Raw genomic sequence first — 14,419 nt, forward strand, 5'->3', positions numbered from 1 at the left:
GTTCGTTCCCTTGATTCTCCACACGATCTCTCTCCACCGTGTTGAGTAATGTTGTTTAGTAATACGTATTTTACTCAACATTTCAAGTATGAATCGTTGCTGCGCTGCACATCGGAAAAATCCGATACACAGTGCAGTGGACATATTGGGAAGGAAGCGGGGGCTGCCGCGCTGTTGCAGGCAGGTAGGTTCAATGCCCAAGCGACGATAGCGCGCGGTCGCTGAGGATCAACCGAAGAGCGCTCGCCTGCACAAGCCAATCATTGACTTGCCCAACATCCCGGTCTTGGCAACGTTATCAGGAGCTTTCCGGAACAGCGTATGGAGAATATCGTTATGTTGCTGGAAATTTGGCACTATTCTGAACCAGTTCGGAGGCATCGACATTTCGCTTTCAATCCTTACCCACCCGACCCCGCTAATGAATACCGCCTCATCTTCCGCGCCCGACAAATTCAAGCCTTCGATCAAGGCATTCTGTGTTGATAATGCATCGATCCGTATCTCGCGTATTGTCCCCTTGGCGCGATGTGATGATCGCATGTGCACCTTGATAAGCTCCTCCTGTCCAAATCTCGGCAGTTCGATGCAGACCAAAAGACTTACGAATGCGATGAGCATGGAGAACGCCGACCAAACAAGGTTCATGCAGTCACGCTCGGAGAACTCGGTCGGCGAACTCCAGGCGAATACTGTCGTCACAACTGAAAATGCAGACAGCAAGGTGACCAGACCAAAGAAAATGGCCGTGGGGGCGTGAATTCGGATCGTGGATCTGTCACCACCCTTCTCGGTTACCTTGAATGGCCGTCCGAAGGGTTTGCGAATAGCCTGACAGAGGGTAATCGTCACCGGAAGCGCGGTTATTGCGTGCGTCACTTCCGTGAACAGCGGTAAGGTACGCCGGCCGGAAATCCATGAGGAATAGCTCCAAAAGACGAAAAGGGCTGAAATTCCATACTTCATGAAAACCAGCTCATCGGCTTGAATCGCCGAAACGTCGAAGAGCCAATAGATCGACGGCGCGAACAGCATACAAAGAATGAATGGCTTCGACAGCCAGCTGAGAAGTCCGTGTATGTAATGCAGGCGTTGGGTGAGGGTAAACCGTCCCCGCCACAAAGGTCCATCTTTGAGAAGTCCTATCTGTATCGTGCCAAGACACCAGCGCGTCCGCTGGGTTATGTATTCGGGTATGCCCTCGGCCGACAGCCCTACGCTCAGTTTCTCGTTCAACCATCGCGTCACGTAACCGCGTTCCATAAGGCGATAGGTCAACAGCATATCTTCTGATAGCGCTTCGTGTGGAAACCCGCCCATCTCGTTGAGAAGCGACCGCCGCACCACAAAACTTGTTCCCACGCAAAACGCGCAGCCCGCGGCGTCCTTGGCAGGCTGGAAGGTGTCAAAAAACACCCGCTGATCATCAACGAATGACGAACTGATGCCGAGATTGTGCTGGATTGGATCAGAATTGAAATAGAACTGCGGCGTCTGTACGAGCCCGATCTCACCATTCCGGAACAATCCGGTGACGCGCATGAGGAAATTTTCCTGCGGTGCGAAATCTGCATCCAGAACCATAATCAGATCGGATGAATTGCCAGCCGAATTGGTCAGCGCTAGCGCATTATTGAGGTTCCCCGCCTTTGCGTGGCCGTTGTCAGGACGAGTAATGTAGTTGACACCAACTCGCGCGCAATAGTCCTTGATCTGTGGACGGCGCGTATCATCGCAAACATAGATCTTGAATCGGGGATAATCCATCGATCTGGCACTAATGACGGATTTTTCCAGAATGTTTATGGGCTCGTTGTAGGTACAGATGAAGACATCGACAGACGGATATGTACCTAGCGCCTTCAATTCCTCCTGCGCGTCGTCAGCTTCCCGTGTCCAGTCAGACATCCTGAACAAAATGAATATGGAACCGAGCCCGTAGACAACCGACACTGTTTCGAAGGTGAAATAGAAATAGGCCCAGAGACTGCTTCCGGTTATTTCAAGATCGGGCAAAGTATCGAGCCATCGCCAGGAAATGTAGAGCACCAGCGACAAGATTGCAGCGCTGCCAAACAAGATTCTGTCGGCCAAACGTTCGCGGTCGGCGATCCTGGAAAAGACAATGAACGTGAGCGCAACACCGACATCGAACACCAGCACACTCGCTACATCGTCGTTCACGTCGAAAAACATTCTTAGCCCTCAATTGGGTTGAAACGGATTGAAGTCCATTGCGGCGAGAACAGTCCAGGCAGTCGCTCCGAGATGCGGCCAACGGTGATACATGAACGCGCCGCCCTGCCCCATCGCGTCGATGCTCAATCCCGTCGAGAGTTCTTCGTTCGGCGTCGCGTAAAGCCAACCCGATTCCGGATCGATGTATTGAAGTACGCTGCCGATCAGGATTGAAGCACGCTTCGGCTCGCCCTCCAGGCTAAACAACAGCGCGGCTTGTGCTGTTCCCTCGATCCACAGACCGTCCCGGTCACCATTGAAATCGTAGCCGCCCGGAACGGAAAGCCGAGCATCGATGAGATTTGTCGCATCGTACCATGAGGTAGGCCGCTGTGATTCGGGCAGGACCAAAAGTGGCCAGATTTGCACGTCGAGCCAAAGGTCCGCGCTGTGAACCCTCTGCCCCTGCAGATCCGTGCCGATCAAAAAGCCATCTTTGTCGTCGTGCATTGTCGATACGAAGCGCAGTGTATTCTGCGCCAGACGTTCCCATCTTGGATCTTCGGTTGTCATCCAAAGCCACCGTGCGACTGCGACGATATCGATATTGTGCTCTGTCGACTTCCAGGCGATGCGGGATGCCTCTGGTTCGAAACCGTAGTAACCGCCAGCAACACCGGGATTGTGGTCGTCTCTTCCAGCCAATTGCTCCAGCCATGATCCAAGATGCTCCGCTCCGTCGAGATATTTGGGCTCTTTCGTCCTGTCGTGGAGTTGAAGAAGTGCAAGCGCCGCCCACGCTATGTTTCCCGAGGCAGTGCTCACTTGATATTCGTCCTCTACCCAGTTTTTTGCGGCATCATCCCACCATCCGGGAAGCGCAATCTGTTCGTCCACGGGTCCTGATCGATAAGCGTTGCGAAGCCGCCCGTCGGTGTAATATCGATCTCGCTTACCTGCCGAAATCAGCGCGTCACCGATCGATCTGGCACGATCTACCCGGCCACAAGCCAGGAATGCCATTACCGCCAAGGCATTGTCATAGACAAATGCTGTGTTCTGCAATGGCTTCGGCAACTCCATTCCGTTTTCTGAAGCGAGATAGCTTGGAAGAAATGAGCCGTTCGAATCACCAAACGGTTGTTCGGCTCTCGCTCGGTCTATTGAACTGCACAAGCTCAATCCAATCGCACGATCCGCCGCGTGCCCTTGCGAAGCCGCGCATAGAAACGCAATGCTGGCGGCGGCATAGAGGGCCAGCCTTTCCACGTGCTAGTTCCATCTCGTGTCAAAGACCGCTTTGGAACCAATATCGGCCATAATGCGCGCGTGACGGAATGGTTGCGACTCCGCTTTCAACCGGCGGTCAAACAGATAATCGGAGGCTTGGCATTTGTTTCCGATACATGCCGGGTTCTTCGACGCTGGTAGCACAGCGGCGATTTTCTTTCCCGTTGGCAAACCCGGTTCTGAAGGAAGTGATGCGGCCCCTGCTTGCGTAGAGGAAAGTGCCGCAACACTTGCGATTTTGGTGCCACCCGTTGCAAAGGCCAACTCCAGCCGTTTGACCTCTTCCACAAGCGCGGCCGTTGCACCGTCGACATAATTGCGCGTCTTCTCCGCCCAATCCCGCTGCCGCGTAACCTCAACCCATGTGCCCACAGAGCAAAAATTGGCGATCGTTGCCGCATCTGTTTTTTCAGGAACGACAAAGGCATAAAGTTCGCGCCTTTCTGTCGGTGGGAACGGAACGGCGAAGTCAAGATCGACACGGTCGGTTGTACGAGGCAGAAGTCGGCTGACCAGACCCTGGACAGGTGACGTCCAGGCCGCCGATTCAACAACGACTTTCGATCCAACCGAGAGTGCTTGTGCCTGACGCTCCGAAAAAATAGCGACAACAAAAGCCTCGCTGCAATCGACGGACTGGACGAGCGTATCGCCTGCATTCACTTGCTTGCCGACTTGCGCGATTGTCTTGTAGATTTTTTCGGATTTCGTGATTGCCACGTCCGCTTTGGTCATCTTGTCGATGCGCTGTCTTTCCGATTCGGTCAGGCTTTGCAGCTGGACAAGTCGCGTCGTGATTGATGCGATTTGCATACTGATTTGCGAAACATCTGCCTTTCTGGCGCGGATCTCGTTTTGAAGATTTTGCAAGTACTGGTTGTTGTCGCCGACATATATTCCCCGCTGCGCAAAGCCGAGATCGTCCGTTGACATGTCAACTTTCAGCTTGGCCGCCTCGACCTTGGCATCTTCCAGCCTGATCTTGTTCAGAAGCTCATCTTTTGTGCCGGGCAAGACGCCTTTGGACACCAGGCGCAGCTTGCGCTCCGAATCGGTTTTTTCATTCGCTGCCGAATATGTAGCGAGGTTTAACCGCACCTCGGCATCGCGCAACTCATTGCTCGAACGCGCAATCAGTGCGTTTTGCTGCGTCGACAATTCAGTTTCGAGATCTTTGATTCTGTTGAGATAATCTTCAAGATTGGCCTGCTTTAGTAGCAACTCGTTCTGAAGTGATGTTGACTCAACCTGAAGCCCGATGAATGTAGTACGATCGACACGCTCGTTCTGGACCGTTACAATGGGGCCTTCGTAGAAATCTTCTTTCTTGCCAGCCATACTTGTCACCGTCCCATTGATTGGCGACGTTAATGACGACACAGGGGCGTTCACAACCGCTCTGACCGAACTGGAAGTGAATATGGGAGGTAGGACCGACGACGTAAAAACCGTCGCCAATACACCGAGAACGCCATAAGACGCTATTGTTACAGAAGCTGGTCTGCCTGCAATTGGGGTATATCGGGGCTGCGAAATCATAGTTGCCACTCCGTCAAGAGATTAAAAACTATGTTTCCTTCCTTTTTCCCCTCCCGTATTGTTTTTTATTTCCCCCTCTATAGTAGAAACGATCCCAAATAAGCTGATTCTGCGCAATACGTAATTGTGATTAAATAATCTGCCTATTTATACGCCAGACTTGGCCGAACGCCTGAACATCACCTTTCGGGATCGATCCTATCCAGAAACCGGGTAATGTCATCGCTGCCACTTTGCGGCGGGCTGCCAGCCATCACCGCCACGGAGAACGCAATCAATGAGGAGACAGGCGTGTGGGTTCGGACCCCGGCTCGCAGGTTCATCACGAGCGTCGGACAGAGGAAAAGTGCCAACCGGATAACCGTCCGCCAATCATCCGGCAGCAACGCACGCCGTTTCAACTCACCAAGAAGCGGACGCCACAGATGAGTCGCCTTGACGTCAAGCAATGCTTTACGCACAGGCGTTAGCTCCCAGTCTGTTTCGACATGCAGTTCTCTCGCATCCCGCCGCGCCGATGCCTTGAACATTTGACTCGCGATAGCCGGATCATAGAGCCACAAGGGATGAGCGAAAATATTGTGAAAAGTCGCCTTTACTTCAGCCAGGAGGGCGGGAACATTGGAGCCCGCGAACGCCGGATCGAAAAAGGAGAGCTCTGCTTTTCCACCTTGTTCTGCGGTATACCAGACATTGGCGTTATGAGCGTCGCCATGGGCGACAACTCCGCCATTGTCGGCGAGACGCTTCGGACTTAACCGGGCATGAGCTGCATCGAAAAGCTCGCCGACACTTGAAGCGTAACGGCGGCCATCAATGACAAATTTCAGCTGGGAGAACTCCTCCCATTCCAGTTCCACCCCCGGGAAGCCGAATGTCTTGCCTGCATAGAAATCAGCAAACCGTCCGCCGGGAAACAAGCGCGTGGCAGGATCGATAAGCCGTTCGTAAAAAAGCCGGTGAATCGGTTCGGCCGCGACCTCCTCCACGCTGATCGGATGCAGCGTCTCGCGATACACATCAAGCAGCTTCGCGCACAGGTCCGTTTCCGCTTCTATAGCTCTTGCTCGCTCGGCGGGGTCGTCCATGAGATCAAGTTTGCGAAGCACGTCGGAGAATCGTGGATCGCTCCGCCTGCGGTAAATCAGAATCTGTTCTCCGGGCAGAACTGACATGTATACGGGCTGATCGACGGGTAGGCCAGCATTGGCAAGAATGTCCGCGCGATAATACTCGCCGGTCATTTCCTCCTCGCCCTCCTCCTGATGAAACTTGAAGAAAAAGGCCTCATCGTCGCAGGTGAAAAAGCCATTCAACGAATTGAGGCTATACTGATCGTGGTTTATCTGAACGTCCGACGCCCGCATGGCAAACAGATCGAGCAGCAAGTCCGCCAGCATACGTTCTGCACGGTGTTGATCTTTTCTGGCTATATTCCTGATTTCAGCCGTCCGGCTGGTTGTCTCGTTCATTGCAAAACCGATCCCCGTCGAGCCGATCCAAATCGGCACATTTTCCAATTTGTTCAGTTGGAGTCAGATGCTTATCGGTGTGACCGACAAACTATTTTTTGCGACTTGGCCAATATCGGCTTCCCAACGAATAGCGGGCTCCGGCGTAGGTAAACCGGTTTACCGTTACCACGGCATCGCCTGTCCAAGTTCTGCGGTGGAGTAGAAGACAAGGTTCGCTGGGATTTAGTCGCAGGTGTTCGGCAATTGCCTCATCTGCCGCAATCGCAGAAATGACATGCTCGATTTCGGTAACTGGTGTTTGCTGCTGGAGGTACTCGAAGGTGGTTTGGCTATTGAAATCCTGCTGGTCGTAGTCCGGTGCAAGATCGGGATTAACGAAGCGCTCCTCCAGTTGGACCGGTTCGTCATTCTCGAAATGAACAACAATCGAATGATAGACCAGCCTGCGTTTCTTGAATTCGAAAGCAGTCGTCAGTGCTGGTGTCGTCATGAGCGTTTCCAGAAGGAGGACCTTCGAATGGTGGCTGTGACCCCGGGCTTCTATTTCGGCGGCGATATTGTTGATCTCGAGCAGTTCGGACTTCGCCTGCGAAGCGGCAACGAACGTACCTACACCCTGTATGCGAACAAGCACACCAACAGAGGTCAATTCCCTCAAGGCACGATGGATGGTCATGCGGGAAACACCAAGCGCCGACACGAGCTCGTTCTCAGAAGGGAGTCGCTGATCCTGGCCCCATAGACCGCTGCCTATGTTCTGCAGAACATAGTTCTTCACTTTCTCATAAAGGGGGCTGGCATTATCGGGTAAGTTGATCATTTTCGTGAGCGCATTTTCAGAGAGTTCTGTGTCATTGAGGCGATCCACCCATTCGAATAATCGTCTTCAGTCCTTTGGCCCGACCGGTGATCAGCCGATCATATGCCGCCGGAACATCACGCAGACCAATCTCGCTATCGATAAGTTGTCGGAAATCGTCGGCATACTCAGCCAGCAGCCCAATGGCGGCAGGCAATTCATCCGAAAAGGCATGACAGCCGACGAGGCTTATTTCGCGCTCCACGAACAGGTTGGGATCGATGTCCATGTTGCTGTGGAATATGCCGACCAGAGCGATCGCTCCGCCACCACCAACAAGATCAAGCAACTGCGCGAGAACAGCAGTATTGCCAGTCGCGTCCACGGCGGCCAAAAGAGGTGCACCGCCGGCTGCAAATTCAATGGAGTCCTCATCTAGGTTGACGACCGTGGCTCCGGTGACGCGCGCGACAAGCTCGGCACGGTCTGCGTTTCGGTCAGTGACAAGCACCGGCCCGTCATGACCGCGTGACAATACCATAGCAACCAGTCCACCGATGGGGCCGCAGCCCGCGACAAGGACGGCAGAGCCCGGCTGCGGCGACAATCGTCGGACGGCGTGCATCGCCACCGCAAAGGGCTCGGACATGGCCGCGATCGATGGATCGATTGTTGAGTCAACCTTGTGTACAAGCCGAGCTGGAAGAACGATCTCTTCGGCAAAGCCTCCGTCACATATCTCGCCCACAAAACCCAGCGCAGCGCAGAGGTGCTGACGTCCCGCGCGGCAAGAGAAACACTCGCCACACCAGAAACGGGAGTCGGCAACGACATGGTCGCCATTTGCGAAGCCTTGAGCACCCTCCCCGACCTCTAACACCACGCCCGTTAGTTCATGGCCGGCCGTCGAGGGAGTCCGGGAAATCCATTGCCCGGTCCGGTAGTTATGGAGATCGGATCCGCAAATTCCAGCAGCCGTTGTCTTGATGCGCACCCACCCCGGCTTCGGACTTCCTGGTGCGTCAACTTCCTCGAACCTGAGATCGCCGGCCGCATAGAGCCTTACCGCTTTCATTGTCGTGTCCCCTTCATCGGATGAGCGGATCTCGAACTTCCGAAACAGCGTTTTCGTGCGAGCTAAAGCCTTCATATTTGGCGAGCCGCCGTGCATATTTGGCCAGTTCCGGATAGGCAGTGGAAGTGACGTAGCCTATGGACGAGCGCTTGACGAAATCCGTCACGGAGAGCGGGCCGTAGGTTCGTGCCCAGCGACTCGTTGGAAGCACGGCGTTAGGTCCCAGGACGAAATTGCCAAGAGTCACAGGCGTGTGTTGGCCCATCAGGATTTCAGCCGCTTCTGTGATCGATCCAAGATGGCGGAACGGCTCCGTCGAAAGAATCTCAAGATGCTCCGGGGCATAGTCGTTGACGAAGCGGTAGCTTTCTTCAAGCGATGGCGTCAGCACAATGCCGCCGCGCGTTCCAGTCAGCACCGTTCGCGAGAAGTTGACGCGCTGTTCGGTCATCCTTGACCAATGATCCGGTAGTGCCGCGCGAGCTGCTTCTGCGACCTCCCGGCTATGCGTGACGAGATAGGCGGATGAGTCAGGTCCGTGTTCCGCCTCGATTAGAAGATCCAGAGCGGCAAGACGACCATCAATCGTCTCATCAGCAAGGATGATTGCTTCAGACGGACCAGCCGGCAGTCCAGTATCGATTACATCAGCGAGAAGCCTTTTCGCCGCTACGACCCATGGACTACCGGGCCCGACGATCTTGATGGCGGGACGCACCGTTTCGGTGCCGTAGGCGACCGCTGCGACAGCCTGGGCTCCACCACATTTGTAAACCGTGTCCACGCCTGCAAGACGCGCGGCAACCAGGGTTGCAGCATCTACCGAACCATCCGGGGTCGGCGGCGTGACAATGGATATGTGCGGCACGCCGGCAACCACCGCCGGAACGGACGTCATCATTGTTACCGAGGGAAACGCTCCCTTGCCGCGCGGAACGTAGAGTGCGACGGATGAAATCGGCGTCCACCGGTCACCGGCATAGGCCCCGGGGCGAACTTCCTTGAGCCACATCGGCTCGGGCTTCTGTTCCTCGTGGAAACTGCGAATATTACCGATACCAAACTTGATCGCCTCGATGACTTCCGCCTCCACCTTGCCGAAAGCCTCATCGAATTCTTGCTCGCTCACTTTGAGGTTAGCCGCCGTAACATCGGCCTTGTCGAGGTCGCGGGCAAAGCGAACAAGTGCTGCGTCGCCCTCCTCGCGCACAGCCTGAATGATCGGGCGGACCTTTTCAGTAAAGCTCGAAAGATCGGCTTCGGACCGCTTCAGGAGATTGGCGCGGGCTGTCGCATCGAGCGAAGAGAGTTCGTAGTAACTGCAGATGTCAGACATGGCATACCTGTTCGTTTGCATTGGAGCCGACCGCGTGGTTCCGCTCACTTGGACTTGAGAAAAACATCCAGACCGACGAGGCGGTCGAGGATCATGATTGCGAGAGCGGCGCAGCCAATGAACACGACTGAGATGGCTGCGAGATCAGGGGTGATGATGGAGCGTATCGAATTGTAGATCTGCACCGGCAGCGTCACGATGCGTGCATCGACGAGAAGCAGGCTCACCAGAAACTCGTTCAGCGCCAAAATGAACATCAAAAGCGAACCAGTGATCACCCCGGGTGTAACCGCCGGAAGGGTCACCATCAGGAATGTCTGCAGCGGGGGCGCGCCGCAATTGGCCGCCGCCAGCTCCAGATCGGGATCAAGGCTGCTGGCGCTCGCCGTAACGGCCCATATCATGAAGGGTAGATTGATGACACAGCACGCAATGCCCACCGGCCACAACTGCCCAAGAACACCGGCGTTGCCGAAAATCAGCATCAAGCCGATTCCGGAACCGATCAGCGGAATTGTGAAGGGCAAAAGCAAATAGATCTGCAGCGCCTTCTCGAAACGTACAGCATATTTGGCCAGAGCTATTCCTGCCAGTGTGCCGAACGGTATCGCGATGAGAGTGCAGACGACGGAGACGTAGAGCGAGCGCAGAAATGCTTCTCTAAGATCAGTTGCTTGCGCAATGGAAGCGTACCACTTCAGCGACAATCCTTGGGGTGGGAAGGTGATCATGTTCCCTGCGGTGAAGGATGCCCCAAGCACGACAAGCGTTGGTGCCGACAGGGTCACAATCGAAATAATGACGAGTGTCCAGAGGAAAACAGTTTTGCCGCGCGCCGTGGTCATTGCTTTGCCCTTCCCATTCCGAGCGTGCCGGTCCCGACCAGTGCGAAGACTATGGCGACGAGGGTCGACCCCGCCGCAACGAGAAGCAGCGCAAGCGTCGCCCCGAGACCCTGGTCGGACGTGCGGAAAAACTGGTCATAGATCGCATTGGCAATGAAATCCTGCGAACCGCCGCCAAGGATGGCGGGGATCGCGAAATCGGTCAGTGACAGCGTCATCACGACTAGTCCCGCACCGACAAAGCCCGGACGTGCCATGGGAAGAACCACATGGATAAATGTCTGGATCCAGTTGGCACCGAGCGATTCCGCCGCCGCCTCAGTCTCCTCCGGTATCGCAGTTAAAGCCGGAGCGAGCATCAGGACTGCGAAAGGCAGCATGTATTGGATGAGACCGAAAAGCACAGCGGGATAATTGTAGATGAGCCGGAATGGTCCGATGCCCAGGAAGCTGAGCGCTTCGTTGACCAAGCCCTGATTGCCAAGGATGATCAGCCAGCCATAGGCGCGTACGACCTGCCCGATGAAGAAAGGAAGAAAGAGCGCGATCAGCAGTGTTTTTCGCAATGCTGCGGACTTGGTTCGCACCATCACATAACCATAAGGCAGAGCAAGGATAAGCGTAATCGCAGTTACGATCAGTGATCCCGCGAAGCTCTTCAAGGCTACATTCCTGAACAAAGGTTCGGAAAGCGCCCGTCGGAAATTATCGAGCGAATAACTTTCGGACATGAGAAAGGTGGTCGTGTCGAGCGTTCTCAGGCTTCCATCTGCGATCTGGAACAGTCCAAGCACCAGAAGTCCGACCAGAAGGACTGCCGGAGCCAGCATCAGATAGGGCGTTGCGCCCGCCAGCCGCCGCGGGAAAACCTTCGCTACTCCTGCTTCCAGGACATCGAGCAGTCGCCATGTCAAAGGATATGCGCGCATTACATCCGTTCCGATTTCAGAGGCTGCCATCTCTCCGATGCCTTGACCAGGCACCGGAGAGATGCTGGATAAAACTCAGCTCTGCATAATTGCCTTGAACTTGCCGAACCATGCACTCTCGTTCTCGACCTGGATCTTGTTCGAGACCCGAATGAGATGCTTGAAGTCTTCCGGCGTTGTCGGATAGGAGGGATCGCCGACCAGGTCGGCGGGCGGCGTCAATCCTGATACGACGCCCGGAAGACCCAGCCCGTCCAGCCATACTTGCTGAGCATCCTTGGTAAGGGCGTGATTGATGTACTGCTTTGCCCAGTAGAGTTCATTTTCCGGCAGACCCTTGGGGATCCAGAGGCCGTCCGTCTCAAATTTTGCACCCTCTTCCGGTACGACCCATTTGATGTCTACGCCATTCTTCTTGGCCTCACGCGCGTTGGTCGAGATCGTGCAGGCAAGATCAATCTCACCGTTCTGGAACCAGTTGGTGAAATCCGGATCTTCACCCAGCAGCGGACGCTGATCCTTGACCTTGGTGATGAAGTCCCAGGCCGGCTGCATGTTGCCCGGAATATCCTCGATCTTGCCGCCGCCAGCGACCTGCGCCGGGAAATGGAAACCGATCCCGTCATTGTAGAGCGCAATACGGCCCTTGAACTTCGGGTCGAGCAAAGCCTTCCATGATGTGGGTGGGCCATCGGGGAATGCACTCGGACGATAGGCCAGCACGTAGACGTAGCCATACGTATTGACGATCGGATAGCCGTCGAGACCGACTGGCTTCGCAAGCTCCGTCACCGTCGCAAGGTTGGACAGATCTGAGAGATCCTCGGTTACGCCGCGAAGCGCCGATTTGGTGGCATTGGTAGTGGTGTCCCAGTTAACGTGGATGGGCGGCACCCGCTTCTGCGCAACCGCCGCCCAGACCTTAGGCTGAATCTCGTTGTCCTCTGTCAAATCATGACGCACGGCAATGCCGGTCAGCTTGGTGAAACTGTCGGAGACGCCCGCCTTGAGACTATCGACCCAGCTTCCGCCCCAGGCCCGGACGATAATTTCCTTCGGTTTTTCTGGTTCGGCTGCGAATGCGCCCTGCAAACCGACCGTAGACATGCCCGCAGCTGAAAGGGCAGCCCCTGACCCGATCGAAGCTGTTGCGCTCAAAAATCGGCGACGCGTCATTTCCAATATTGGATTTTTCAGATCTTTCATTTTCATTCTCCTCTGGATTCCCGGTTTTCCGGATTATTCTGCGAAAATAAGAACGTCCCGCGCATTCCAGCCAAGGAACACGCCAACACCGGCCTCAAACTCGGCATGTTGCGCAGGATCGTGGTCGAAGACGCGGATAATGGCGTCCTGAAGGGACGGAAGCCTAATCTCATAGACAACACGCTCGCCCTCAAAAATAACGTCCATGACGGTACCGGAGACAACCGTCTGGAGCGCATCGAGGCGATCGCGCGTCGCCGCTACGCGAATTTGCTCCGCACGAACTGCACCCTTCACGGTCTGGCCGGCCTGGGGCTGCACATCGGTGGCGATCCAGCGACCAACTAGCGGCTGAGTGCCTGCAACAAAGGCGACTTCAGACTCCGCAACGCCGGTAACCGACCCGGACAGAAAATTCGTCACGCCAATGAAACCCGCCACGAAAGAATTGCTCGGCTGCCTGTATGTGGCCGATGGTTTGGCATTCTGCTGGATACGACCCTTGTCCATGACGATGATCTCATCCGATACGACCAAAGCCTCGCGCTGATCATGCGTGACATTGATCGTCGTCACGCCGAGCTCGCGCTGGATGCGGCGGAATTCAAGCTGCATCTCTTCACGCAACTTGCGATCAAGGGCCGCTAACGGTTCATCAAGAAGCAGCAGATCCGGCTCGAAAACAAGGGCGCGGGCGATTGCTACACGCTGCTGCTGCCCACCCGACAGTTCGTGGATGCGGCGGCTGGCGAAGCTGCCGAGTTTCACAAGTTCGAGATATTTAGCCACCCTGCCAGGAATGGTGCGGGCATCAAAGCGGCGCATTTTCAGCGGGAACGCAACATTCTGCGCGGCCGTCATGTGGGGAAACAAGGCGAGTTTCTGGAAGACCATCCCGATCGAACGTTTATTCGGCGGCACTTGGCCGACAGGAATACTGTTGATGGCGATTTCACCGCTCGTCGGGGCCTGAAAGCCGGCAATCATACGCAGCAATGTTGTCTTGCCCGAGCCGGAAGGTCCGAGGATAGTCAGGAATTTCCCCTCTTCCAGATCGAAGGAAGCGTCGTCTACCGCCCGATAGTCGCCCCCTGCGCGGATGGTGATTTTCTCCAATCCGATAAATCCCGTTGGCTGTTGGCTCCCCCGGCAGAACTCACACGCGTGCTTGCGGCGACCGACAATGATACTCTCATCGTCGTTGACGAAGCCTATGCCGAATATGCCGCTGGCGACGACTATATCTCCGCGATCGACCTCCTTAAAAATTCAGACCGCCCGTGGGTCGTGTTGCGCACTATGTCAAAAGCGTACGGCCTTGCAGGCCTGCGCATCGGATATGGCATCGTTAGCGACCCAGAGCTTCGTTCCTTTCTTGATCGTGTGCGCACTCCTTTCAACGTCAACGCCATTGCGCAGGCATCAGCCGTTGCAGCGCTGGCGGACAGACTGCACTTGCAGCGCGTGGTTACGCTGGCAGTTAGCGAACGCCAGCGCGTGGAAGCCTTTCTTTTCGGTCGCGGCTGGCGGGTAGCACCATCGAAAGGCAACTTCCTATTTTTCGATTGCACTGGGAATGCCGTCGATTTCGCAGAACGCCTGTTAAGACGGGGTGTCATTGTGAAACCATGGAAACAGACAGGATTCGAGACATTCGTACGCGTTAGTGTCGGCGCACCTGACGAGAATGACCAATTCATGGACGCTGTGTCGTCGCTAGTTGCTCCCGGTTGAGAGTGCGTCAATT

At 55.2% G+C, this 14,419-nt stretch carries 11 protein-coding genes and 1 pseudogene; 1 reads left to right on the forward strand and 11 read right to left on the reverse strand.

Annotated features, from left to right (window positions below; genetic code table 11):
* Window positions 1-228: 228 nt before the first annotated feature.
* From BLM14_RS29265 to BLM14_RS29315, 11 genes are all read right to left on the reverse strand, one after another.
* Window positions 229-2,196, reverse strand: a complete 1,968-nt coding sequence (locus tag BLM14_RS29265) for a glycosyltransferase family 2 protein (RefSeq protein WP_100003563.1) — start codon at window positions 2,194-2,196, stop codon at window positions 229-231.
* A 9-nt stretch (window positions 2,197-2,205) separates the two neighbouring features.
* Window positions 2,206-3,261 (reverse strand): hypothetical protein, encoded by a 1,056-nt coding sequence (locus tag BLM14_RS29270; protein ID WP_100003564.1) that lies wholly within the window; start codon window positions 3,259-3,261, stop codon window positions 2,206-2,208.
* A gap of 189 nt (window positions 3,262-3,450) precedes the next feature.
* Complete coding sequence (locus BLM14_RS29275; protein WP_133123911.1) at window positions 3,451-5,007, reverse strand: HlyD family secretion protein; 1,557 nt, start codon at window positions 5,005-5,007, stop codon at window positions 3,451-3,453.
* Window positions 5,008-5,186: 179 nt separating this feature from the next.
* Complete coding sequence (locus BLM14_RS29280; protein WP_100003666.1) at window positions 5,187-6,479, reverse strand: hypothetical protein; 1,293 nt, start codon at window positions 6,477-6,479, stop codon at window positions 5,187-5,189.
* A gap of 91 nt (window positions 6,480-6,570) precedes the next feature.
* Window positions 6,571-7,302, reverse strand: a complete 732-nt coding sequence (gene hutC, locus BLM14_RS29285) for a histidine utilization repressor (protein WP_100003667.1) — start codon at window positions 7,300-7,302, stop codon at window positions 6,571-6,573.
* A 31-nt stretch (window positions 7,303-7,333) separates the two neighbouring features.
* Window positions 7,334-8,356, reverse strand: coding sequence for a zinc-dependent alcohol dehydrogenase (locus BLM14_RS29290; protein WP_100003566.1), 1,023 nt, complete (start codon window positions 8,354-8,356; stop codon window positions 7,334-7,336).
* A 13-nt stretch (window positions 8,357-8,369) separates the two neighbouring features.
* Complete coding sequence (hisD, locus tag BLM14_RS29295) at window positions 8,370-9,692, reverse strand: histidinol dehydrogenase (RefSeq protein ID WP_100003567.1); 1,323 nt, start codon at window positions 9,690-9,692, stop codon at window positions 8,370-8,372.
* A 44-nt stretch (window positions 9,693-9,736) separates the two neighbouring features.
* A complete protein-coding gene (locus BLM14_RS29300; RefSeq protein WP_100003568.1) occupies window positions 9,737-10,537 on the reverse strand; it encodes an ABC transporter permease in 801 nt (266 codons plus the stop codon).
* On the reverse strand, window positions 10,534-11,466 hold the full coding sequence (locus BLM14_RS29305; protein WP_100003668.1) for an ABC transporter permease: 933 nt from the start codon (window positions 11,464-11,466) through the stop codon (window positions 10,534-10,536). Before BLM14_RS29305 ends, BLM14_RS29300 begins: the two co-directional genes overlap by 4 nt.
* A 75-nt stretch (window positions 11,467-11,541) precedes the next feature.
* A complete protein-coding gene (locus BLM14_RS29310; protein WP_237143750.1) occupies window positions 11,542-12,642 on the reverse strand; it encodes an ABC transporter substrate-binding protein in 1,101 nt (366 codons plus the stop codon).
* Between the two features lie 63 nt (window positions 12,643-12,705).
* Window positions 12,706-13,794 (reverse strand): ABC transporter ATP-binding protein, encoded by a 1,089-nt coding sequence (locus BLM14_RS29315; RefSeq protein WP_100003669.1) that lies wholly within the window; start codon window positions 13,792-13,794, stop codon window positions 12,706-12,708.
* Between BLM14_RS29315 and BLM14_RS29320 the strand changes: the two are divergent.
* A pseudogene (locus BLM14_RS29320) lies at window positions 13,769-14,406 on the forward strand (aminotransferase class I/II-fold pyridoxal phosphate-dependent enzyme); the annotation flags it as partial. The gene BLM14_RS29315 and the pseudogene BLM14_RS29320 sit on opposite strands and share 26 nt — an antisense overlap.
* Window positions 14,407-14,419 lie beyond the last annotated feature (13 nt).

Source organism: Phyllobacterium zundukense, assembly GCF_002764115.1.
GTDB lineage: Bacteria > Pseudomonadota > Alphaproteobacteria > Rhizobiales > Rhizobiaceae > Phyllobacterium > Phyllobacterium zundukense.

Coding starts and splice junctions, on each gene's coding strand:
- hutC (WP_100003667.1), bottom strand. CDS start 7,302: ATGATCAACTTACCCGATAATGCCAGCCCCCTTTATGAGAAAGTGAAG.
- BLM14_RS29305 (WP_100003668.1), bottom strand. CDS start 11,466: ATGCGCGCATATCCTTTGACATGGCGACTGCTCGATGTCCTGGAAGCA.
- BLM14_RS29280 (WP_100003666.1), bottom strand. CDS start 6,479: ATGAACGAGACAACCAGCCGGACGGCTGAAATCAGGAATATAGCCAGA.
- BLM14_RS29300 (WP_100003568.1), bottom strand. CDS start 10,537: ATGACCACGGCGCGCGGCAAAACTGTTTTCCTCTGGACACTCGTCATT.
- hisD (WP_100003567.1), bottom strand. CDS start 9,692: ATGTCTGACATCTGCAGTTACTACGAACTCTCTTCGCTCGATGCGACA.
- BLM14_RS29270 (WP_100003564.1), bottom strand. CDS start 3,261: ATGGAGTTGCCGAAGCCATTGCAGAACACAGCATTTGTCTATGACAAT.
- BLM14_RS29290 (WP_100003566.1), bottom strand. CDS start 8,356: ATGAAAGCGGTAAGGCTCTATGCGGCCGGCGATCTCAGGTTCGAGGAA.
- BLM14_RS29310 (WP_237143750.1), bottom strand. CDS start 12,642: ATGACGCGTCGCCGATTTTTGAGCGCAACAGCTTCGATCGGGTCAGGG.
- BLM14_RS29275 (WP_133123911.1), bottom strand. CDS start 5,007: ATGATTTCGCAGCCCCGATATACCCCAATTGCAGGCAGACCAGCTTCT.
- BLM14_RS29265 (WP_100003563.1), bottom strand. CDS start 2,196: ATGTTTTTCGACGTGAACGACGATGTAGCGAGTGTGCTGGTGTTCGAT.